A 24,072-nucleotide genomic window follows, 5' to 3' on the forward strand; every position below is an offset into this window, starting at 1 on the left:
TAGTGTATTCCGAGGAAAATAGAATCTTAGTAGTGAGAACGGATTTCCCTTTAAGTTCAGGAGGATGAGATGTGTATCCAAAGGTTTCCATTATTATTCCTTTTTACAACTGTCAATACGTAGATCAGGCTATTAATAGCGCCTTGAATCAAACATATCCAAATATCGAAATTATCGTCGTAGATGATGGTTCGACGATTTACACCGAAAAGATCACTCCATTTCTTGGAAAAATCACTTATCTAAAAAAAGAGAATGGAGGTACCGCTACAGCATTAAACCACGGAATACGTTCTGCTACGGGAGAATATATTGCCTGGTTAAGCTCCGATGATTATTTTCTTCCCCATAAAATATCTAGACAGATTTCATTTATGCTTAACCGAAACGCTGAAGCGAGTTTTACAAATTATGATATTATTGATAAAAATAATAAGGTTGTTATTCCGTGGGCCAGCTACCGTATTTCTGATTTAAAACAGATATACAAAGCTTTCTTAACATTTAACATTAACCCTGTCAATGGGTGTACAGTTGTTGTGAAGAAAGACCTTTTTGACCGGATTGGTTACTTTAATCCTTATCATCGGTACACACATGATTATGAAATGTGGCTTCGTCTATTAGTAAAAGGCCATCAATTACATTACTTAGATGAAGTACTTTTGAAATTTAGGCAGCACGAAGAATCAGGTACAAGTAAATACCAGTCTCAAATGCGTAAAGAACTAGCTGAAATTGAAATATATTATCGACCACTTCTTCTAAAATACATCGAACGATAATAACAGTGATAAACCTCTTGGCTTCCAAGGGGTTTATTTATTTGAATAGGTTTATCCATAAATCCTGCCACTCTCTCACAAAGTTGCCAAATTGGCTGAGAGAGCCATTTTAATTGGTAAATATATCAATAGAGCTGCCTATTGCACCAAGAGGATAACCGCATAATCTATTAAAAAAAAGGGCAAGCATGAAAAAAACCGACAACTTATTTCAACTAAGGAGTGTAAACAGTGAAAGTAATGACCATTTTAGGGACCCGGCCTGAAATTATCCGCCTGAGTCTAATTATTAAAAAATTAGATGATCTTGCCGAACACCACATTTTAGTCCATACTGGGCAAAATTTCACTTCCTCATTAAGTGATATTTTCTTCGAAGAATTAGAGGTTAGAAACCCTGATTATATATTGCCAGGTCAACATCATTCACTCGGACAGCAACTTTCAGAGATGTTTAAAAGCCTAGAGGCGATTTTATTAAAGGAAAAACCAGATAAAGTTTTAATTTTAGGGGATACCAATAGCGGGTTAAGTGCGATTTTAGCGGAAAGAATGGGAATTCCAGTGACCCATATGGAAGCTGGCAACCGTTGTTTTGATCTAGAAGTACCGGAAGAAAAAAATCGTCGTGTGATCGACGCTGTTTCAAGCCTCAACTTACCCTATACCCCTCAAAGCAAAGAAAATTTACTTAAGGAAGGTATTCCTTCAAATCGAGTCATTGTATCTGGTAATCCCATATATGAGGTGTTAGAGAATTACAAGAACAAGATACAACAAAGTGATATCCTTAGTAGATTGTCGTTAGAGAAGGACAACTACTTCTTGGTTACCACCCATCGTGCTGAAAATGTTGATCATCAAGACCGCTTATTAGAAATCATGAAGGGAATAAATTTGGTAGCAGAGACCTATCAAAAAAAAGTAATTTTTAGTATACACCCTAGAACTAAATCCAGATTAGAAGGCCAGTCTTCTTTTAGTTTTCATCCATTAATCGAATTTCATGAACCCTTTGGCTTTTTTGATTTTATCAATTTAGAAAAAAATGCTTTTTGTGTCTTGACTGACAGTGGTACAGTCCAGGAAGAATGCTGCCTTTTTTCCGTTCCGACCGTAACCATTCGGAAAACTACTGAGAGACCCGAAACTGTAGAATGTGGAAGCAATATTTTATCAGGTATCAATGCAAACAAGATACTTAATTGTGTTCATGTGATGGTGAATCAGCCAAAATCATGGTCGATCCCTGAAGGCTATGACCACCAAAATGTTTCGGATAAAGTCATAAAAATATTAATGGGAGGTATGAATGTTGTTTAAAAATAAAATTATTTTAGTTACTGGCGGTACAGGATCATGGGGCCATGAACTAGTCAAGCAGTTATTAACCTACCACCCGAAGGAAATTCGTATTTTTTCAAGAAATGAATCCAGTCAGTTTGCCATGAAACAAGAATTTGATAATAATCCGGTACTGCGTTTTATCATTGGTGACATTAAAGAGAAAGAGGAGCTAATCGAAGCATGCCAAGATGTTGAATATATCTACCATCTGGCGGCTTTAAAACATGTTCCGGTATGTGAAGATCAGCCGATTGAAGCCTTAAAGACAAACGTTATTGGTACCCAGAATGTAATAAATGCAGCCATTGCCTGTAAAGTCCATAAAGTCATATATATTTCAACAGATAAAGCGTCAGACCCCTCCAATTTCTATGGATTATCAAAAGCAATGGGTGAAAGATTAATCATTCATGCTAATACATTAAATACGAAAACAAGATTCGTATGTATACGTGGAGGAAATGTTTTAGGAACAAATGGGAGTGTCATCCATGTTTTTAAGCGGCAAATTCAAGAAAAGCATAAGGTTGGAATTACAGATTTAAATATGACACGATTTTTTATAACCGTCGAAGAGGCAATCAAATTGGTTTTTAAAGCAACATTTGATAGTCTTGGCGGTGAAATCTTTGTCTTGAAAATGCCTGCGTGTAGGATTATTGACCTGGCCGAGGTATTAATAGAAGCCTCACAAATTGAGAATGTCGGGATTGAAATACTAGGTGTCCGCCCTGGGGAAAAAATCCATGAATTGCTTCTGTCTGCTTATGAAAGCACAATGACCGTCTCCTACGATGAAGAATATTATGTTATTTTGCCAGCTATTCAAATCAATGGCTTGAAGGAACACTATTCAAATTACAAACCTGTAAACTTAGAAAATTATAACTCTAGTACAGGATTAATGAGTAAAAAGGAAATTAAAGAGATGTTATCAGAAGGCAGGTTTATTTAATGAGAATATTAATTCTTGGAGGCAAAGGAATGGCCGGGCATGTAATGACCGCCTATTTCATGCAAAAGCCACAGTATGATGTCATCTATACATCTAGGGATTTACATGATAAAAATAGTCTTTATCTTGATGTTACCGATTCAGTTAAAATCGAAGAAATAATCGAATCAACAAAACCGGATATTATCATCAACTGTGTTGGTATTTTAAATGACCATGCAACTAATAACAGGCTATTGGCTTTCCAGATTAATAGCCTATTACCCCATCAGTTGGCCAAAATAGTCGAGCGCCATCAAGGGAAATTAGTCCATATCAGTACAGACTGTGTTTTTTCTGGAAAAAAAGGTGATTATATCGAAGATGATATCCCGGATGGAACCTCAATTTATGCTCAATCCAAACTATTAGGAGAAGTTTTAAGTAATCAACATTTAACCATACGCACCTCCATCATCGGGCCAGAATTAAAAGAAAATGGAATTGGACTATTCCTGTGGTTCATGAAACAAACCGGAGAAATTAAAGGATATAAAAAAGCCCTATGGAATGGCGTTACAACACTGGAACTAGCCAAAGCAACTGAAAAAATGATTATGAATAACATTACTGGGCTTTATCATTTAGGTTCAGATACAAAAGTTTCAAAGTATGAGCTATTAAAAATGATTCAAAAAGTATTTGATAAAAATGATGTAGAAATCATTCAGGATGATGAAGTAGTACTTGATCGTACCATTAAAAGTACTAGAACTGACTTTCATCACTTGGTTCCTCCCTATGAAAAAATGTTAGTGGAATTAAAGGATTGGATGAAAAGGTAATGAATCAACAGCAAAAATTGTTAATTACAGGGGCAAGTGGATTCACGGGTCAGCATGCATGTAAACATTTTGTGAAATCGGGTTTTGACGTTACCGCCATTGTAAATACAAGAGCTTCTGAAAACAAAGATGTTCAGATAGAATGTTGTGATCTTACCAATAAAGATCAAGTAAATAATCTAATAAAAAAAATCAAACCCCACTTTCTTCTTCATTTAGCAGGACAAAATCACGTTGGGCAATCATGGCTGGATCCGATCGCATCAATAGAAGCGAATTCACTCTCAACTGCCTATTTAATTGACGCCCTTCGAAGACAAAACCCAGCTTGTAAAATCGTAGTGGCAGGTTCAGCCCTCCAATTTAATCCAAAAGATATATCTACTCTCACTCACCCTTATAGTTTAAGCAAGACACTTCAAGTACTGATTGCCCAATCATGGGCGGTTTTATACGATATGCATATTGTCATCGCAAAACCCTCTAATTTAGTTGGGCCAGGCTTCTCAAACGGTGTATGTTCTATTTTTGCTAAAAAGATAGCAGATATGGAAAATAAAAAAGCTGAAAAGGTTCTTGAAGTAAATAATCTAAATGCGAAGCGTGATTTTATCGATGTGAGGGATGCTGTAAGTGCTTATGAAACTCTCCTCTTGAAAGGCAAACCTGGAGAAATATATGACATAGCTTCAGGAAAGAAACGTTCTCTCAAAGAAATCATTAACGGATTACAATCATTAACAAGCGTAAACTTTGAGCTTAAATGTCATTCAAATGAACTAATAGAATCGAAGGGTGAAACAATACCAGTTGAACTAATGAAATTAGGCTGGACACCTGCTTTTTCATTTGAAACTTCATTGCTTGATACGCTCAACTTTTATCGTGTAATTTAATTACTAACCTAGCAAACTGAAAGGGAATAACTCATGAAAATCCTCATTACATCAATAAATTATCCAGGAAAAATCGGTGTTTCAACCTATATTGAACAACTTATACAAGGATTGAAATCTCAAGGTCACCTTGTCGATGTATTTTCACATAATCCTTTTATAAAAAATGCAAAAAAAAATATGACAACCCAAGCCCAGGTAGCCGTTTACCGAACAGCAGCTGCTCATTTATCTCTTGAAAAGTACGACATAATTCATTCACAAGGTATTATACCCACAGTAGCAATTTCACAAATAAGACCAAAAAAAGTCCCTTTGATCAGTTCTTTGCACGGGGCTCTAGCTTTCAATATGTTAATTAACGGTGCTTTAAAGAAAAATACACCTGCCTGGCAGGAAATGATGAATCTCGAGTCCAGAGCGATAACATCTAGTGATATATGTATCGTTGCCTCACATTGGTTAAAAAATATTTTTTTAACTCAGTATAAAATCCAACAAAATCAACTATTTAACATTGTTCCCTATGGTATCGATTCAAAAGAGTTTTTCCGAAAAATGGAGATTCACACTCCAATCGCAAAACCAAATGATAAATTCATCCTCGTTTGTACGGCCCGCTTAATTCCCTTAAAAGGGCATCTATTCCTACTCGACGCACTTTCAAAATTAAAACAACAACGGCAGGATTGGGTTTGTTGGATTATAGGCGACGGTCCACTAAGGCTTCAGCTTAGACAAAAAGTAAATAGATTAGGGCTTGGTGGATACGTACAATTTCTTGGGAATCAAGAAAATGTTCCTGCCTTATTAAAGAAGGCAGATTTGTTTGTGTTTCCTAGTTTGCAGGATAATATGCCCTATGCCGTAATGGAAGCACAACTCGCAGGAATCCCAGTTGCTGTCTCCGATGCTGGCGGAATACCAGAAATGGTGAAAAATGGGGATACTGGATTGGTAAACCCTAGGAGAGACGGTCATTCTCTCTATTTAAACATAAAAAACCTTATAGAAAATAAACCACTTAGGGATTCCATGTCAAAAAATGGACGAACATGGGCCATCGAAAATTGGTCAATTGAAAAAATGATCCAAAATACGATAGCTGTTTATCACCAGGCTTTATTAAAGGGTGGGAATAAGCGGGTATAAAAAAGGAGCATTGAAACCTATGCGAACGTTATATATTGTTGGTGGACAACAAAAGGACAGGATTGCAGACGAATGGCACCAGTATCAAAAGGGGGTTATTGTACAACTTGATTTAGATAACAAGCAATTTATAAAAAGCTTGGAATATATTTCTCCTCAAGAAGTTTGTCCTAATCAAGATCCTTCCATCGTTTTTAAGGCCGGAACCGTTAAAAACAAACAGCTATACGTATGTACACAAACTGAAATACTTATCTATTCCCTGCCACAACTGAATCAGATTGGCTATTTATCATTACCATGCTTTAATGATGTTCATCATATCCGCCCGAACCATAATGGAAATTATATGGTGGTTAATACTGGTTTGGATATGGTTGTGGAGGTTGATCCAAAGGGTACTATTTTAAAGGAGTGGAATGTTCTTGGTCAAAATCCATGGGAACGCTTTTCTAGAACGATTGATTATCGAAAGGTTCTCACCACAAAACCGCATCAATCACACCCTAATTATGTTTTCCTTCTCGGCAATGATATTTGGGTAACTCGCTGCTTACAAAAAGACGCAATTTGTTTAACTAAATCCAATCACCACATTAATATCGGAGGGTCATTGGTTCATGATGGGGTTTTGGTCGGGAATACCATTTATTTCACAAAAGTAGACGGACATATAGTTGCCGTTGATGCTAAAACCCTTAAAGTTAAAATAGAATATGATTTAAATGATTTTTCCCAAGCTAAAAATAGATTAGGTTGGTGCAGAGGAATTAAAGTACTTAATGATGATACTGTGATTGTAGGATTTACAAGGATACGGCCATCCAAAAACGGATTACAAGGTGCCCCGCTTTTCGAACAAGAAAATTATATTTTACCTACAAGAATTGCTTGTTATCATCTATCTCAGGGAAAACTGTTGTGGGAAATCAATCTCGAACCATATGGACTAAACGCTGTTTTTTCAATTCACAGTGAAGATGAGTAAAAATTACAATATAAAACTATTTAGTAAATTTCAGTCAACTTAAGAGCTTAGGCATCAGTGTTAGACCATATTTCTAATGAAGATGCCTAAGTTTTTATCGTGCAATACTTGTTTTAGCGGTAAGTTAGTATTGATTAAGTTCCTGTCAGTATTATCAATCTGTTTTTATCGATTCTGCCCTTTCAGAAAAAAGTTTAGATAAAATCATTGCATTGTACCTTTCGAAAAGCTTCCCTTCTGGAAATATTCCATTTAAAGAATCGCCATGTTCCTGGACAAAATTTAACATGGATTGAATCTCCACCTTTGGTAAACTGTTACTCCATAGCTCATTCCGGTTCCTGTCAATTTTATTTATCATCATTTTGGGTAGATTGATTGGGATACCTAAGAACGACTGGCAATTGGCTAACACTTTATCTGGCTCAGTAATTAATTTTTCTTCTTTGACTAAGAAAATTCTATCTGAAGAGATGGTTTGCGAAAAATCTGAAATGGCTTTATTTGTTTCTAACCAATATTCCATTAAGTACTTAATGTCTCCTCCCGGGAAGCAGCGTTTCCGATCTAGCTGGGGAGGAATACTGTTACCATTAAAGAGACATTCCCAGCATCGTACTGTTTCCAAGTCATCTTTTTCCGGCCAATAATGAATTACCTTTCGGTTTAGTATTTTTTTTAAACTAGCAGTCACACTTGGCATATCTCGATAAATCCAAATAAACCTTGAGTCAGGGAAAAGAACATTTACTAACGGCAGCTTGTTAGCTAGGTGGGGATTTTTATTTAAAAAGTATGCATGCTTTAAATTTTTGCTTCCTCTGTTTTTTTTCATTTCAGTTATAAATGCACGTGACAATCGTTCTGCTTGACCGGGCTGGACGTCAAATTCTTTTAAACAAGGACATTTTAAATCTTGTGTTTTAGGGGATGCCATTGGAATATTGCCAGTCTTAGACCAAACACTGCGCAATTCAAACGGACAATGAATGATATTTGGATGGCTCCCCAGCAAGTCTGCCAGGATTGTCGTTCCACTACGCATACAGCCTACCAAGAAAATGGGTTTTTTAATGATTCTATTCATATTTATTACCTCCCTAAATAAACTTAGATGGTAAATTACATAAAGAAAGCGATTGAATTGTATACAATCGCTTTGTCATACCCATTACTTGTTTTTCCCTCTCCTTTTATACATTTGCGTAGTTTGTTTCACCATTGTTTGTGGTGAAACTAATTTAGCAGTTTTGGTTAAAGGAGCTCTTCCTTGGTACAAGCCATTAGGTGATAATCTTTTATTAAACTCACTACATAAACACATAAGACCACCTCACCTTCATAATATATTATATTTATAAAGGTGTTTTTTGCTTGTACGGTTGCACTAGAATAATATTTATTGTTAAAAAAATACAAAAAGCTTTTTTTTGTATATGAATTTTTATTTTTGATGAAGGTATTCTGTAGTATATAATAAGCCCCTTAAGGTTCGCTATAAGTATGAGGTCAGTTTTATGCTGTAAGTGTTAGGAGTATGTATCATTCAAGTTATGGGGCTTAATAATTTAACGTTATTGTTTATTATTGTTATTGAAAGTACTCCGAAGATTGCGAATAACTTCGATTACAAATTCCAGTTCTTTTTCTGACAGCTTCTTTCCGTCTATCACTAGCTCATATTTGTTCAATAGATCTTCGTTACAAATATCGAGTTCTCCAATAAAGTTTCGTTCATCTGGAGTATAACTATTGCATTCTTCGAAAAAATAATTTATCGACACACTATAAACTTCAGCTATCTTTTTTAAAATTTCCAATGAAGGCTGATAAATTCCTCTTTCAATTTTAGAAAGATTACTATAATCATAATTTATCTTACTGGATAATTCCTTTAAGGTATCACCATTTTTTTTCCGAAGAGCTTTAATTTTGTAATTCATGTGGTTGGTTCTAAACTCCTTTTTTAAGTTTATTTTATCGCTAAAAAGTGGAAAATGGTATATTTATCATATTCCTTTGTAAAAACGGCAAAAATAAAATAAAAAATTGGTTCATAAAACCAAAATGGCGCATATATTAATACAGAAAAAATCATCCATTTAACAACAGGTCACAGACCTGTTGTCTTTTTATATATTTCGCTTTTCGGATAATCAGACTTGCTCAAAGTGGGATATATTGCTTTTTAAATAAACGAATGGTAAAATATGCTCAGGAAATTAGAACTATGTCAATTTGAATCATTTCAAATTGACATTTTCTTTATCATAATTCGATTACATTCATAAAACGAGGTGGAACATTTGCGCGAAATTGACATTGCCAGCCTTGTAAGTAAACTAATAGACGATTATGAGAAAGTAAATGGAAGGATGCAGTTTGAAGTTCAAAAGATGGATAATTCCTTTACTTATACAAACGTAGATCAAAAATTGTTAGATATCCTAAATTTAAACCAAAACGATATAATCGGAAAGTCACTTATAGATTTTCCTATAAACCAAGACAATACAGAGAAACTTACTGCGATATTTAATAAAGCATTGAACGGTCAAAAAGTGGTTTTTTTTTTAACACCCAATACCAATGAAAATGTATGTTTAGTTGTTACTGTTAGACCAGTCAAAAAAGAGGGAAATAAGGATAGATTAATCGGATCTTGTGTACCGATTGACATTAAACATATTGAAGGCACCCGTTTACCTATTTATTACTTTTAATTGCATATTTACAATTCCAGATGTGAAATACTTAAGTTCTGATAACTGTAGCGCTTTTACTGATAACATATATAAGTGAATGCTGCAGAAAAAATACATTATTGGTAAAATAAGAAATAATATTAAAATTTATTAGGTATGTTAACCAAAATTTCAATGAAATATTTTTTTCCTTCACCTTTATAATGGTGCTCCATATATTTCGGGGTCCATTTATACTCCTTTTATTATTATTCCTTTCTATTTATATCACTCTTTTTCAAGTTATGAAAAGAAAATGCTTCGTATAACTTACGTCAGAAAAAAATTCCAAATTATGTTATTTCCACGAGCTCAAAGGAGGCATTTTCCCAAATCACCATAACCTGATTCTACCACTATTAATTTGAGACTAGCATTAACGCTGTTCCAAATATAGATTTTCTAATAAAAGGAGGGAAACCTTTCACAAGGCTTCCCTCCATTACAAAACCGTACGAACCCTAATTTAGGCATACGTTTTTACCATCATGTTAGAATGTATTAAACATTAAAATTATTAATAGAACGCAAAAAGATAATCGGTTTGTTTTATAGCAGCACATAATATTTTTAAATTATTTATATTTCATCATCATGGGATATAATAGATTCCATAAATCTCCCTTTGAGTTCTTTAGATTCTAAAGGAACACAACACCCTTCTATCCTATCGATTACTCCATTCTTTACGACAGCCTCTAATTGAACAACTAAAAAAATATTATCATTGGTTGGAGGGAATAGATAATAAATCGTTTCTTTTCCTTTCCATGCCTTCTCAAAAATAGAAAGCAATTTCTCTGTCCAATCTCTTTTAATAGGGAGATCAGAAATTTTTTTCCCAATAAGATTATTCCGTTGTAAATTAACTAAATCCAGTAATTTCTGATGTATATCTATCAATGTAAAGGTACCATCAATCTTTTTTATTTCAAATCTTGCCCGGCCACATACTTTTTCATAATCTCTAATAAGCATGCTCATAAGATGGACTAAATTTATTTCTCTCATACTTTATTCCCCCTTTTTGTATAACTCATTACTAATAATTCCATTTTCTAATCATTAGTAAATCTGATTTTCACGGGACAAAAAATACAATTATTTCAAGATGAAGTATAAAATTATTCGAAACCGCATTTACGAGAATGGGGGCTTTTGTTAAAAAATTTATAACCTTTTACTTAACAAAATAAAAAAACAATGATTATTTATACTTATTTTACAAACACGGATATAGTACTTATTTCTACTATGATGATAACGAGGCTTGGACTGATGGTAAAAAAGTCATCATTTGCTGAAAGTTTTACCAGACTAAAAGCAAACTAAAAAAAGAAAAGAGACCACATCATTAGATGCGTTCTCTTCTCCTGTAATCACATGTAGGGACTGATTTTACAATATGCATAAAGTTGGAGTGCCTTTCGATATACACCCATCGGTTTAAAAAAGTCAATTATATTTGATTATATTAGCTAATTTTTTAATTCAATTAATTACCTGGACCAACAATTCCATTAGTTGATGATGGGATTACACGGTTTCCTTCTACTTCAAATTGTTGAACCTGTAATACTTTAAGAGTTAGATCCAGTACAATTTTTTCTCGTAAAAGGTTAAATGCAGCTCCTGGTTTTACACTGTTCGGTGAAAAATCGAGTTCAAAGAAATTTGCACGGATCAATTCACCATAAGGTTGTTCATTATAATTGACTTGATTTTGAAAGAAATATTTATCAAAGCGTGGAGATAAGTCATCTTTATCATCTAGAAATTGTGCTGTTGCGTCTGAAGATGCGGCAAGAACTGGGAATGCAAGGAAGTCTCCAGCAGTTAGTTCTACAAAGCCTGAAAATGGGATTGTAGCAATTCTATCAACTAGTGGTGCATTACAAGCAACTGAAGCATACTCAATATTTTTACGAATTGTCCCAGCAACAAATAATTTTGCTCTAGTTACATTAAAAAAGTTGGTACCTGGAATAGGTGTAAAGGCAACAGGTACGAGTTTAACTTGAGTAAGCTGCGCATTTTTATGAACTCTTTTAATTTCTGTAGCCGCAGGGTTAAGAGGAACATTTGCCTCAACTACAATTTGCAGAGTTCGCTCCGCTAATACAACTGGGACCTTAAGGGTTGCTGTACTAGGAATTAGAACACGGTTTACTGGAGAGTCATTAAATGAGCCTTGTTGGTCTGAAACAACTGGACAGACTAACGGTTGAACTTGATCGTTCTTTTTACACATAAAAAAATCATCCTTCCTATATTATATATATTTATCTACACCAATATTGTATTCAGCATGTACAAACAAGTTTGGGTTATGATAGTGGTGAAAGAGCCTTTTTTTAGAAAGGTGGGGGATGTGTACTCTTACTATGTATTCAAGAATTATCCGTGACGAGAAAAAAATAGCCTACTTATGAACAGTTACTTGACTAGTAGGCTAGCGTTAGCTTAAATCCCTTTTTTGGGGATCTGAACTTGAACAGACTGCTCTTGGAGTAAATGAATCAATAACTCCAATACAATAAACTGCCTAAGTTTGATTCTAGGGAACTTGATATATTTTTCTTCGTGTTTTAAAATATTTACATTTTCATGCAGTTTAGAATAAATTAATTTGCCATGTGTATTTTCGGGATAATAGGTTGTAGTAGTAAATTGTGTTGTATCAGCATTAGACATTTCATGGTCAAGATTTTTTTGAAACGTGTATAATTTTTCCCCAATGGAACCGTAAAGAGGCGGGTGCAGGAAATGGTCTATTGCTACTACACTATTAAAGGGAATGGTTTTATTCATGGAATTTATCAGCCGTTTAGAGTACTGGCCATGATTGGTTTGTACTTCAAAAGTTGGGTTGGGATTGTTTATAGAGTCAGGTTGAGGTACATAACTATATCTACCGAAATTAAGTTTACGTAAGTACTTTGCATTCTTTTGGTTCATTTGAGTATATACTGAATGATTTTGTATAATAGCAGTTTGCTTATTTTCAAAAATAAACTTAATTTGTTGTTCAATGATTCCATCAATTAATAAATTCCCCTTTAAGGCTTTGCAAGAACCATTATCTAACACTGACGACAACTCATATGGTATAAATTTACAAGTGGTCAATAGGACTTTATTAGAAATTTCTCTTATTTCTTGTACCTTTTCCTCGAAAATTTCTTCATCCTCTAAACAAATTTCAATATTGTATTTTCCAACGATTACAGGAATCTGAATATTTAAGGGGTCAGTTGCTGTAATCATGTCATTTTCTTTCAAATCATTGATGCCAAATAAATCTATAGAACTGGTTAATTGCTCCTCTTTATATTCATAAGACTTTTTTTGTAATTCTTGATCTTCAAGGTCTGTTTTTAGCTTATCACTTGAAACTTTTGTTAGTTCCTTTTCTTTTTCATCAACATTTCGGACATGAAAGGTGTTTTCTTGACCAGATTCTTCTGTAAAGGAAGGAGTTATTTGTTTATTTCCCATATCAACGATTGAATCAATAGGAGGATTCTCAACAGAAGTTGATTCTGTTATAACCTTGCTCAGTGGGATTAAAGAGGGGGTTTCTACCGTTGCTGTTATTACTATCTCATCGAAAGAAGAAAGCGGTCCCTTATTAGTTTCCGACGGCTCGCTACCATGGTTAGCAGCGTTTTCTCCAAGAACCTCTTCTAACGTAACCTTAATCTGGTCTGATGAAGAAGAATCCTCTACTATTGATCTCATTACATTATCTTCAAGGGAAGGGACATACACTTCTTCCACATGCATTGGCTCGTTTTCCGAAGTGTATTCATAAATATCCATTTCTGTAGTTGGCTCGACAAGTTGTTGTAAAGAGGGCCAGTCTACCAGTGGTTCTATTATATTCTCTTCGGTAAAAAGGACCAGTTCTTCATTTTTATTGTTTTTTGTATCCCCTGTTCTATTTGATTTGTTTTCCTCCTGTTTACTGGACCTTCTGCTACTCACTAAGTGTTCTTCAGTTTCGTTCACATATTCTAAGATCGGTTTTAACGGAAACCTTATAAATGTATCAGTTTGCATAGAGATTATTTCATCCATTATCTTTTTGTTTACCCATGGAGTCTGCATAGTATTCAACTCCTAAATTAAAATCATTATTATATTTATGTATGCCTAATACTCATTAATGTGACCAAATAACGGTTTAACTGTCCTTAAAGGTGGTTTATTTATAGGTAAATTAAAAACATTAATGCAGCTAATTAAAAAGGCAGGTTGCCCAAACAGCAACCTGCCCTTCCTTCTACATCTCGTTTTTCTTTAATACGTCAACAATCGTTACATTACTAACATTTCCAGCATCATCTGTTGCCGTCACGGTTAATAAATTCTTATGTTTTTGCTTTGGCACAGATACTTTAAACTTACCGTTCGTATCTGCTACAGCTGAACCGAGCTCCACCTTACCCAACATGACCTTAACACTTGCCCCGGCTTCCGTTGTTCCTGTGATAGCCGTATCATTGTGAATGACATGATTGACTTTTGGTTGATCTGGCGGTGTTACGTCTACTACCGTCACTACCGTCACATCACTGACATTACCAGCACCATCTGTTGCAGTAACGGAAAGCTCCGTTCCAGCAGCTTGCTTAGCTATTTCGACTACAAAACTACCATTTTCTAATACCGTACTTGAACCAATAACGGTTTCATTAACCGACACTTCAACTGTTGAACCTGGTTCTGATGTTCCAGTCACTTGTGTCGATTGGTCAGTTACTTCGTTTACGGAAGGAGGCTTTGGAGCTTCACTATCCTCAACTTCTTGTACAATTCTACCTTCCACCACTGGAGAAACAGGGTTTACTTTTTCTAAATAGGAAGTAAACACTTCAAAGTCTACAATGTATAACTCTGCGATACGACCTTCGGCCTTCGCTGTTTTAAACATACTGTATCCATCGCCGCCGTCCGCAGTAAAGGCATTGGTTGCTACGCGATACATTTTATCCATCTGAATTTCTTCATATCCATCAGCGGTTAATGCCTCAACATGCCAGACGCGATCACCAACAGGCTGCGCAGGATCGTACTTGAACTTTAACCCTGATACCTGCATGAATGAACCTTGTCCAGGTGCGCTCACACTGTGTTCTAACGCTGCCAGAATTTCTTCTCCTGTTAGGTCAAGAGTCACGAGGTTGTTACCAAATGGCAGTACCGTTAACACTTCCCCTAACGTGATATCGCCTTGATCAATAGAGGCACGAATTCCGCCGCCATTTTGCATCGCAATATACGTTGGGATGAACTCATTTGCTGTTGCAGCCATTCCGTCTGCAATTAAGTTTCCTAGATTGGTTTCCTTGCTGCGAACATCAGCACGTTCACCATTTAATGCAACGGATGAATTTCCTACTACCTGTTTTTGAAGTTCTGTTAAAGGAGCTTTGAATTCCTCCACCTTTGCTTTAGCAGCAGCATCTTCTGCATACTTACTTAAGTCCTTTAGTTCCCCCGTGTAATTCGCTATTACACCATTTTCATCGAATGTTACATCAAGAACACCAAGGTATTTTAAATACTCATTGGCTTGGACGATTAGTGTCGGCTCCTCTTTTTCGACAACAACTGGTGCATCTAGTTTTGTATGGGAATGTCCGCCAACAATCACGTCAATTCCGTCTGCCTTTTCAGCTAAATCCAAATCTGGTTGATAACCTAAGTGGGATAAAGCAATAATTTTGTCTACACCTTGTGCTTCAAGCCTATCAATTGTCTCATTGGCTTTTTCAACTGCGTCTTCAAACACAATGTTATCTCCAGGATTCGCTAGGAAAGCTGTATCTTCTGTTGTTAATCCAAATATTCCTACCTCTTCTCCATCCACTTCTTTAATAATCGCAGGGAAGATTTCTCCTTGTTCATTCGTTCCGCCGATTGATGTATAGAATAATGGTCCAAGGTCAGCATCGTCAGCCATATTTACGTTGGAAGACACAATTGGGAACTCTGCCTGCCTGATGAAGTTCGCTAATGTCGCCGAATCCCTATCAAACTCATGATTTCCAAGTGTCATGGCATCAAAGCCTAATTGATTCATAAAATACAAGTCTGCTAGACCTGAATACTGTCTGAAATACAATGTTCCTGAGAACACATCCCCTGCGTTTAACAACAGGCTATTTTCCTTCTGTGAACGCAACTCATTCACAGCAGTAATCAGTTTAGGGAATTGTTCAACATATGCATGTGTATCATTTGTATGAAGAAGCGACAGCGTAAATGGTCCTTCCTCTACAGCCAAATCTAACTGAGCTACAAGTGCATCATGGTCACTTGCACGTCCATGCTCTTCCATATATGGAGAGTTAAAGTTTACGATATCTAGTGTAGCTGCCTCAGCTAAGTTATTGGATACTAGAATATGATCCAACACTTGTGCATTTCCTTGATAGTTGTATGTGTATCTTTCAGAAGCAGGAAGCGTTTCAACTAAGTTCGTTAAGTCATCACCTTTTAAAGCTGTTAGTGGTGCAGAAAACTCAAAATCGTTTAAGTCGCCTAATACCACTACATTGGCGTCTTCATTCTTTTCTTTTATGCCAGAAACAAAGTTATTAACGATTGTGGCAATTTGCAGACGTTGTGCTTCACTTTCAAGGTACGGCGGTTGATTTTTTCCAAATAAAGGTTCGTCCCCGCCTTTTGAGTTGAAGTGATTGTTAATGACAATAACTTCTTCGCCTTGGAAAGTAAATTCCGCTGCAAGTGGCTTTCGGCTGCTGTTAAATGCAGCATTTGTTGGATCAATGCGACCAGGGTTTAATGTTAAAGAACCATTTTCATACGCCACAGCACTTGTGGCATTTCCCTTTGGTGCCTCATTTAACGTCACACGATCGGGATTGTATAGATAACCTACACGGATATTTCCTCCTGGCACTCCACCATCCTTACCGTCCTCAGGAGCAATTTCTGTCCAAGCATAGGCTGGTCCACCAAAACTTTGGATGGCTTCACTTAATGCCTTATAGTTGGCATCCGCTTTGACCACACCGTTATTTGTTTCTCCACTTTCATCAAGAACCTCAACAAGACCAATGATATCTGGAGAGCCTAAGTTCTCGACCATTGATTTCGCCAGCTTATCACGTTTAACGGCATCAGAAGCTGCGAAGTTTTCGATATTGTAGCCTGCGATTGTTAGTTTGTCTTCTTCTTTTTGAATTGTCGTTACTTCATTCGTTCTTTCACGTTCTACTAGTGCTGGTAAATCAGCTGCTTTTGTTAGAATCTTAAAGTTACTAAACGTATAGCTAACCACTCCTGTGACAGTTCCATCAAAAGAGTCACCCGCTTTTGTTACAAAGCTGCGATTATCCAGCTGAAGAAGCATTTTCTCTGGATTTTGATTTTCCTTTGTTAAAAGAGGAGTTCCTTCCTTTGTATATGCTTTTCCATCCACTTGACCTAAAATAACAGGTACTTCCCCATATTTCTGCGGTCCTGTTACTGTTGGATTTTCAATAGAAACAAGCATTCCTTCAAGACTTTCATAAAAATCAATGCCATCTTCTGCTGGATCAAATGTTCCTAATTGATCGTTATCGATGACAGAAGTTGGTGGAATAGCGTCCTTACCGATCATAATTGGACTCGGTAGTTCATTTCCACTAGAAACCTTTGTAATCTTTCCAGATTGGGCATTAATTTCTGTCATCGCTAAATCGGTTTGAAGTTTTTCGGCATAACCATCTAGTACCCACTCTTTTACAAGTCCTGAAACAGTTACACTATCACCGACAGCAACACCGTGAGTTGGCTTGTAAACGAGAAGGCCTTCTGATGTTTGTGAATTTTCATCTGGATTAGGGTCTTGCATGTAGAAATTGCTGTTGTCGACTACTTGCGTAACAACCCCAGGTACATCTATTACATTCTTATCTTTATACGATGAAATGTGAGATTGACCTTGAATGTCGCGAATTTTTAGTCCTGATATGCCATCTATAGGGTCTTCAACTGGAGGCGGTGTTGTACCATCAAAGGTAATGGCTGTTGGAGACTTTAGGCCAGGTACAGTAAAATAAGCTTCAAGTGAACCAGTAACAAAAACCTTTTTACCTACGATCGAAGGATTTGTTAATAATCCAAAGGTTGGGCGGAAACTAGTAGTAATTTGAACGGGTAATATCTTTTTTGGGTCCCTTTCCGTAGGGCTGTCAGCGATGGCAAAGTTTGTATCTCCAGCAAACGGTGCCTCAAAATCATAATTATTCGTCCCAGTTGTATATGCGACTATGTACCCCTCAACTGTTGCTGTTCCCGTATTATTCGCAATTGCTTCTGCAACCGTAATCGGTTCAGCCGCCTGTGCACGAAATGGGAGAATCATCCCTATTAACATGACCAATATTGTCGTTATAGCCATAAACTGTTTTTTATGTTTCTTCATAAGTATCCCTCCTCTAAATCTATTTACCTCTATAAAAGTAGTACTTCCACAAATTCTTCCAAATCTATTAAACCTTTCCTCCTTTCTTATCTAGGAAAGTACCACAGATATATTCCTAAATTACCATTTTCTCTTGTTTTTTCGTTCTATTTAACGAAAACTTTACTCATTTTATACAAATCATTAATAATTTTTACATAATAAAATATCGAATTGACACTACTACACCTCTATCATACTATTTATTAATTATTCTTAAATGAGAACAAATTACCATAACCTTCCTCCTAGATTTTAGATAATTGCTAGAATTGAAGAAAATTTGTTTTTTCTCCTATGGATGATTAAAAGCGTTTCGCTAAAAGAAAAAACGTTCCATACAATGTAAGGAACGTATCAGTATTTTTATCATTGGAAACCACTGCCACTACTCCTGAAGTTTCACTTCTACATTTCTTTGTCTTTTTCCATCTGATTCACCCTTTGGCAGGCGGTTATGCTTAATGAAAAAAGTGAGAATCAGTCCTATTAAGGAAAGGATGGATACGACCATAAAGGCGATGTTCGCTCCGTATATATCCGGAAAGGCAATGTCCGGGCGCTGTTTTGCTGTTTCCGCTGTTGTTGTCATAACCGTAACAAGGATTGCGGTTCCGACCGAAGCGGCAATCATTTTCATCGTATTATCCATGGCTGCCCCATGGGGAATTAATCGTTTTGGTAACTGATTCAAGGCAGCTGTTGCGACCGGCATCATGACCATAGAGAGACCAAACATTCGGATCCCATAAAGGACTGTAATATAGGTCAACGTGGTCGACGGACTTAAAGTCGTAAACGCAAAAGAAGCTGCCGTCATGATGGTTAATCCAATCATCACGAGCCATCTTGCCCCGACTTTATCAAATATTCTTCCAACAATTGGTGACATAAACCCGCTAATCACTGCACCAGGTAATAAAGCAAGCCCGGCCTCAAAGGCAGAAAACTCCCTCATATTCTGCATAAAGAGCGGGATGATGGTTTCTGCTCCAATTAATCCCATAAAGCTGATCATTCCAATTGCTACGGAAAAAGGGAATATTGAAAACGTAAAAACACGAAATTCCAGCATCGGATGTTTCAGTCTTAGTTGGCGGAAAATAAATACCATCAATGATACAACGCCAATTGCTAGTGATAGCAGGGTTGCAGTATGAGTCCAACCGTAATTTCCAGCACTCGTAAATCCATAAAGCAGCCCGCCAAAACCGAATGACGATAATAGGATCGAAATGATATCCACTTTTGGCTTTGATACTTCTGTGACATTTTTCAAGAAAAGGAATGCAACAACTATATCGATAATAGCAATAGGCAAAATAATAAAAAATAATACTCTCCACGAAAATTGCGATGTCACCCAACCAGACAATGCTGGTCCGATGGCTGGTGCAAAGGATATCACAAGGCCGACAAGACCCATTGCTGCACCGCGCTTATTGACCGGGAAGATAAGTAAGAATACGGTTGTCATTAGTGGCAGCATGACTCCCGCTCCTACAGACTGAATGACTCTTCCCATAAGAAGAATTTCAAAATTAGGGGCAATCCCACTGACAACCGTTCCTACCGTAAAAACACTCATTGCCGAGATAAATAACTGTCTTGTGGTAAATTTTTCTAATAAAAAGGCACTAATGGGAATCATGATCCCATTCACCAACATAAAGACTGTGGTCAGCCATTGTGCACTATTTGCGGTAACGCTCATTTCATCCATAATCGGAGGGATTGCTGTTATCATCAGCGTTTGATTCAAGATCGCGATAAAAGCTCCTGCCAGCAAAAGGCCCACAATCAGCGATTGCTTATTCTCTGAACTCTTCATTCATTCAACTCCCTATTTAAAAAGATACTGTTACAGATTACCTTGTTTTCCTTCTTAATTCCAATGAAATGTTCTAGAAGCTTAATGTCAAATAAAGCAGGCTTTAGAGGTTAACTTTTTAGATTTTAGGACAGCTATTGGTGTGCATTGAAGGGAGATTTTGTAGAAACTGTATGGTCTTTTGTAGAAGCTGTACGTTTTTTTGTAGAAGCTGTATGGTTTTTTGTAGAAGCTGTATGGTTTTTTGTAGAAACTGTACGCTTTTTTGTAGAAGCTGTACGCTTTTTTGCAGAAGCTCTCCACTTGCTTGTAAAAACTTGCTATTTTAAAAAAACTAGTACTTATTTACTATTTTACTATAAAAACAGAAAGGGTTTTGTCAATATTTGTATGAGAGGCGGTGTTTTTTGTCGGAAACTTCTACCACGAAAAAAAAGTCATCAGATAGGATGACTGCTTTATTCTTAGCGTATTAAGAATTTGTTTTTCTTACTTAGTAATCCTTTAGTATTGTGCATAGTAGCGGGTAATGGCTACTGCAAAATCGCCTCTTGCTACATTATTATCTGGTTTGAATTTAGCTGTTACCGTGGGTAGCAGATCGTAAGGACCTTGCGTAACCTCAAAGTAGGCATTTAAAATATTTAAGTCTAATGCAAGCTGAACATAGCCGCGAAGGTGTGCCGGTACCGAAGAACTATCGGCAATAGCAATCCTTGAATCACCATATTGAACGGTTAATGACTCGTTCATCTTCGATTCTGCATCTGCTTGAAGGCCGAGATTTTGCACAAGGGTATAAGCTAAATCAGTCCGTGTTACAGCTTGTTTTGGAGAGAATTTGCCAGTTGCAGTCGGAGCCATGACCCCTTTGCCTTTGTATGCGGGATCACGTAGTGCCGCACCTTTTGCCGCCACTGCTTCAGCGAATGCTAAGTCCTCCCCTTTAACATCTTGGAAAGTAGTGGTGCCTGTCACCGGCAAATACTGACGAATACCTGCGCCCATAACCACATATTTAGCTAAATCCATACGCGTTAAGTTGTCATTTGGACGGAAGCTTCCGTCAGCATAACTATCAAGTAATCTCTCATTTACACCAATCTTGATGGCTGACTCGGCAGGGTGTCCCGCGATATCCGATAAACCTGTAAAACTGCCGGCTTTCTTTGTTGTTAATTCACCTTTGACTTCTTCATCAAGGGCAATTCCGTCTAATCCTTCAAGCCTCATTGTCCATTGGCCTGCTTTTGGTGAAGTAACTTGAACCGTACGATCGGTGTAAAGCGGGAATAGCAAATAAATTCCAGAACTATATTCGTTTCCGTCTGGATCAACTAATACAAGGTTAATGGTGTTTCCAGTCTGACCAAGTAATCCTGTTGCGTTAATCCGAGCTGTTATTTCTGTTAAGCCTGGTTCAACATCAAAAGTATAGGTATTCCCATCTAGGTTTAAATTGCTATAGTTAATTGTAAATGGTGTTCTTTTAACATTTAGAGTAACATTGGCATTAAATGAACGATTTGCATTCACTGTTGTCCCGTATGCACGATTGCTAAATGCAGCATCAACAGCAGCATAAGCATTTACATATCCAGCACCAACTTCCCATTTTTCATAGCCAGACATATTCGAAGCAGTGTTCTGTAAAATTTCTTTTACTTCCGTTGGTGATAATCTAGGATTTGCTTCTAGTAAAAGTGTAACAATACCTGCAACATGCGGGGCAGCCATCGAGGTGCCGCTCATCGTTGTGTAATAAGGAAGATGGGCTGGATCAATGTTTTGTACATCGTCGGTTGCACTAAGACTAGAAACGGGTGCTACTACTCTAGTAGAAATAATGCCTTCTCCAGGTGCAGTTACCGCTGGACGGTCCACCCACTTAAAAGTTTCACCATCGACAACAACTGTTCCACCTTTGCCGTTTACTCCGCGAGAAGAGAATTCGGCTAGTTTTGCTTGCTTTGTTCCGGCAGCTACGGTTATTACCCAAGGTGCCTTTTTATAATTTCCAGAAATGGTAGATTCACCTGGTCCTGAATTCCCTGCAGAGAACACCGTCACGATACCGCGGTCATATAACTTCTTCGTAGCAATATTAATCGGGTCAAACGGGTCGAATTCCGTCCCCGAATCGCTTGTTGTACCCCATGAATTGGTAATTACGCGTATGTTATATTCCGATTGATGTGTTAGCGCATAATCAAATCCGCCGATTGTATCGAGGATGGCTACAGCCGCGCCAGAACCATATCCAATGATATTGGCACCAGGTGCTACACCTTCATATTTTCCACTAGACATTTCTCCAGTTCCGCCAACAATCCCTGCAACATGGGTTCCATGACCGCCAGTTGAGTCTGTATTCGGAACATCTTCCACGTATGAGATCGGCAGCAAATCGTTAAGAGCATGCAGATTGGTGGAGGCCATAACATTTTGGACCACATGATTTCCAAATTCTAAATCAGGATGCGTGCCATCTATTCCACTGTCGTTCACCACAACCCCAATCCCTTTACCTGAGACCGGCAGTCCGCCATTTAACTTACGGAAGGTGTCGTCTTTACGCAATTGGTCAACACCCGTTAGCTCTGTTCCCGTTTCATTTTCGTATGTTACTTTCTCATTATAATAGATGGATAAAACCTCTGGGTTCGCAGCCAATGCACTGATTTGCTCGGGCGTGGCAACTATACCTGTGATCGGTAAACTTTGAAATGACATCCCCTGTTTAATCCCCAGTTTTTCTAGTACTCCTAACTGAGTAGCAGATGGCGCTCCGTCACCTTTGAAGGTTACAACTGCCTGGATTGAATCAACTGATTTTTGTAGTAGTTCTGTTATATCCGGATCAATATGTGCTCCTGCCTGTGTGGTCGCGTTGGATACAGATGCCATTGAAAAAATAGGTGAGATAGCAAGTATGCACGTTAGTAAAAGTGCTTTCGTTTTCAAAATTAGACCCCCTAATGAATGTTTATTTTCCTTTTCATTATCTATTAGAAAATGGATGATAACTATTCTGCAAAAGGGGTATCTTATTTTGCCTTTATACCTATTTGTTCTAGTACAGAAGTAGTAACCACATTCAATTACAAGCTGCCTTGTGGTTTACGTTTTTATTTTCGTTCGTGATTGATGTGGCAATGTGGGAAAGGAATGAATAATATCCGGGATACTTTCTTCAGCTAATACGACTTTTGTCCGCTAAACATTTCAGGTATAGCTATACCCCTTTCAAATACCCTTTTCCAACTAATCCCACCAAAAATACCAAACTGATGAATGGATAAGTGTTCCAGCTAGACCATTAACGGTACCAACTCCTTGCCAGACAATATCACTGCAAAATCCAAATTGTTCCCATGCAAGTGATTCTGCCTCTTCTTGTGTGTTAGGAGGATTCTCAACAAATAATTCCCATACATCATGGGTTACTAATGCAGGCGCAGCACCATATTTTTCAAACCAGTATTCGAATACTGCCACTTGCTCCTCTGGCAGCGGACATTCGTTAAACCCGCCCATTGGGACCCATGCGGCAACTTCCCAAGGTTTGTCAGTCGGAATCCTAGCGAGTATGATCTTCTCATTCATTACGTCTTGAATTGATAAAAATCGATGTGTCTGTTCCTCGATTGAAAACTCGCCTGTGATATCGTCGTCTTCGTCCTCATCCACGGGCATAACATCATCAAGCAGTCTCTTGAATAACTCTTTTACATTGATATCCTTTGCTTTTGCAATAATTGTCTCTCTGTCATCGTTCGTGTTTTCTGCACCTATATCAAACATTTCTACCATCAATTCGGAAGGAATAATAATTAGTGGTGTGTAGCCTTCTCTTTTACCCTCTATTAGAGCTTGATGATACCTTTCCATAATACCTTGAGCATCGTTCCCCTCAATAATCAAACATTCGCAACCCAATTTGGTAATTATTTCTTCAAGATAATCTTTCTGTTCTTTTTTCCTCTTGAATTTATCAAATATACCCACATTCTTCATCTCCTATGTTATTGGATAAAAATGCACCTATTATAAATTCAATAGGATTTG

17 protein-coding genes are annotated in these 24,072 nt (G+C 37.1%); 8 read left to right on the forward strand and 9 right to left on the reverse strand.

Going from position 1 to position 24,072, the window contains the following annotated elements:
• Positions 1-71 precede the first annotated feature (71 nt).
• The 7 genes from ACIQAA_RS14050 (at position 72) to ACIQAA_RS14080 (ending at position 6,947) form a co-directional block, all read left to right on the forward strand.
• A complete protein-coding gene (locus ACIQAA_RS14050; protein WP_402620417.1) occupies positions 72-785 on the forward strand; it encodes a glycosyltransferase in 714 nt (237 codons plus the stop codon).
• Between the two features lie 231 nt (positions 786-1,016).
• On the forward strand, positions 1,017-2,108 hold the full coding sequence (gene wecB, locus ACIQAA_RS14055) for a non-hydrolyzing UDP-N-acetylglucosamine 2-epimerase (protein ID WP_402620419.1): 1,092 nt from the start codon (positions 1,017-1,019) through the stop codon (positions 2,106-2,108).
• On the forward strand, positions 2,101-3,087 hold the full coding sequence (locus ACIQAA_RS14060) for a polysaccharide biosynthesis protein (protein ID WP_402620422.1): 987 nt from the start codon (positions 2,101-2,103) through the stop codon (positions 3,085-3,087). The genes wecB and ACIQAA_RS14060 overlap by 8 nt, the downstream gene beginning before the upstream one ends.
• Positions 3,087-3,911: a dTDP-4-dehydrorhamnose reductase family protein gene (locus ACIQAA_RS14065; RefSeq protein WP_402620424.1), complete on the forward strand. Its 825-nt coding sequence runs from the start codon at positions 3,087-3,089 to the stop codon at positions 3,909-3,911. The genes ACIQAA_RS14060 and ACIQAA_RS14065 overlap by 1 nt, the downstream gene beginning before the upstream one ends.
• A complete protein-coding gene (locus ACIQAA_RS14070) occupies positions 3,911-4,807 on the forward strand; it encodes an NAD-dependent epimerase/dehydratase family protein (RefSeq protein WP_402620427.1) in 897 nt (298 codons plus the stop codon). Before ACIQAA_RS14065 ends, ACIQAA_RS14070 begins: the two co-directional genes overlap by 1 nt.
• A gap of 33 nt (positions 4,808-4,840) precedes the next feature.
• Positions 4,841-5,959, forward strand: coding sequence for a glycosyltransferase family 4 protein (locus ACIQAA_RS14075; RefSeq protein ID WP_402620429.1), 1,119 nt, complete (start codon positions 4,841-4,843; stop codon positions 5,957-5,959).
• 19 nt (positions 5,960-5,978) lie between these two features.
• Positions 5,979-6,947, forward strand: coding sequence for a hypothetical protein (locus ACIQAA_RS14080; protein ID WP_402620432.1), 969 nt, complete (start codon positions 5,979-5,981; stop codon positions 6,945-6,947).
• A gap of 154 nt (positions 6,948-7,101) precedes the next feature.
• On the opposite strand, the gene ACIQAA_RS14085 is transcribed toward ACIQAA_RS14080, so the two are convergent.
• Together ACIQAA_RS14085 and ACIQAA_RS14090 are read right to left on the reverse strand one after the other, a co-directional pair.
• Positions 7,102-8,034 (reverse strand): sulfotransferase family protein, encoded by a 933-nt coding sequence (locus ACIQAA_RS14085; protein ID WP_402620435.1) that lies wholly within the window; start codon positions 8,032-8,034, stop codon positions 7,102-7,104.
• A gap of 487 nt (positions 8,035-8,521) precedes the next feature.
• Positions 8,522-8,890: a helix-turn-helix domain-containing protein gene (locus ACIQAA_RS14090; RefSeq protein ID WP_402620438.1), complete on the reverse strand. Its 369-nt coding sequence runs from the start codon at positions 8,888-8,890 to the stop codon at positions 8,522-8,524.
• A 363-nt stretch (positions 8,891-9,253) separates the two neighbouring features.
• Here ACIQAA_RS14090 and ACIQAA_RS14095 point away from each other — a divergent pair, with 363 nt between their 5' ends.
• On the forward strand, positions 9,254-9,670 hold the full coding sequence (locus ACIQAA_RS14095) for a hypothetical protein (RefSeq protein WP_402620441.1): 417 nt from the start codon (positions 9,254-9,256) through the stop codon (positions 9,668-9,670).
• Between the two features lie 600 nt (positions 9,671-10,270).
• On the opposite strand, the gene ACIQAA_RS14100 is transcribed toward ACIQAA_RS14095, so the two are convergent.
• The 7 genes from ACIQAA_RS14100 to ACIQAA_RS14130 all read right to left on the reverse strand — a co-directional run bounded on the left by ACIQAA_RS14100 (position 10,271) and on the right by ACIQAA_RS14130 (position 24,012).
• Positions 10,271-10,702 carry a hypothetical protein gene (locus ACIQAA_RS14100; RefSeq protein ID WP_402620444.1) on the reverse strand — a complete coding sequence of 144 codons (432 nt, stop codon included), beginning with the start codon at positions 10,700-10,702 and terminating at the stop codon, positions 10,271-10,273.
• 484 nt (positions 10,703-11,186) lie between these two features.
• On the reverse strand, positions 11,187-11,942 hold the full coding sequence (locus ACIQAA_RS14105) for a CsxC family protein (protein ID WP_402620447.1): 756 nt from the start codon (positions 11,940-11,942) through the stop codon (positions 11,187-11,189).
• 212 nt (positions 11,943-12,154) lie between these two features.
• The gene (locus tag ACIQAA_RS14110) at positions 12,155-13,753 is read right to left on the reverse strand and encodes a DUF7852 domain-containing protein (RefSeq protein WP_402620449.1); all 1,599 of its coding nucleotides are present in this window, start codon (positions 13,751-13,753) and stop codon (positions 12,155-12,157) included.
• 223 nt (positions 13,754-13,976) lie between these two features.
• Positions 13,977-18,134: a 5'-nucleotidase C-terminal domain-containing protein gene (locus tag ACIQAA_RS14115; protein WP_402620451.1), complete on the reverse strand. Its 4,158-nt coding sequence runs from the start codon at positions 18,132-18,134 to the stop codon at positions 13,977-13,979.
• A 427-nt stretch (positions 18,135-18,561) separates the two neighbouring features.
• A complete protein-coding gene (locus ACIQAA_RS14120; protein WP_402620454.1) occupies positions 18,562-20,004 on the reverse strand; it encodes a DHA2 family efflux MFS transporter permease subunit in 1,443 nt (480 codons plus the stop codon).
• A gap of 504 nt (positions 20,005-20,508) precedes the next feature.
• A complete protein-coding gene (locus ACIQAA_RS14125) occupies positions 20,509-22,968 on the reverse strand; it encodes a S8 family serine peptidase (RefSeq protein WP_402620457.1) in 2,460 nt (819 codons plus the stop codon).
• A 300-nt stretch (positions 22,969-23,268) separates the two neighbouring features.
• Positions 23,269-24,012 (reverse strand): DUF4253 domain-containing protein, encoded by a 744-nt coding sequence (locus tag ACIQAA_RS14130; protein ID WP_402620460.1) that lies wholly within the window; start codon positions 24,010-24,012, stop codon positions 23,269-23,271.
• Positions 24,013-24,072 lie beyond the last annotated feature (60 nt).

The organism is Neobacillus sp. NPDC093182, assembly GCF_044754045.1.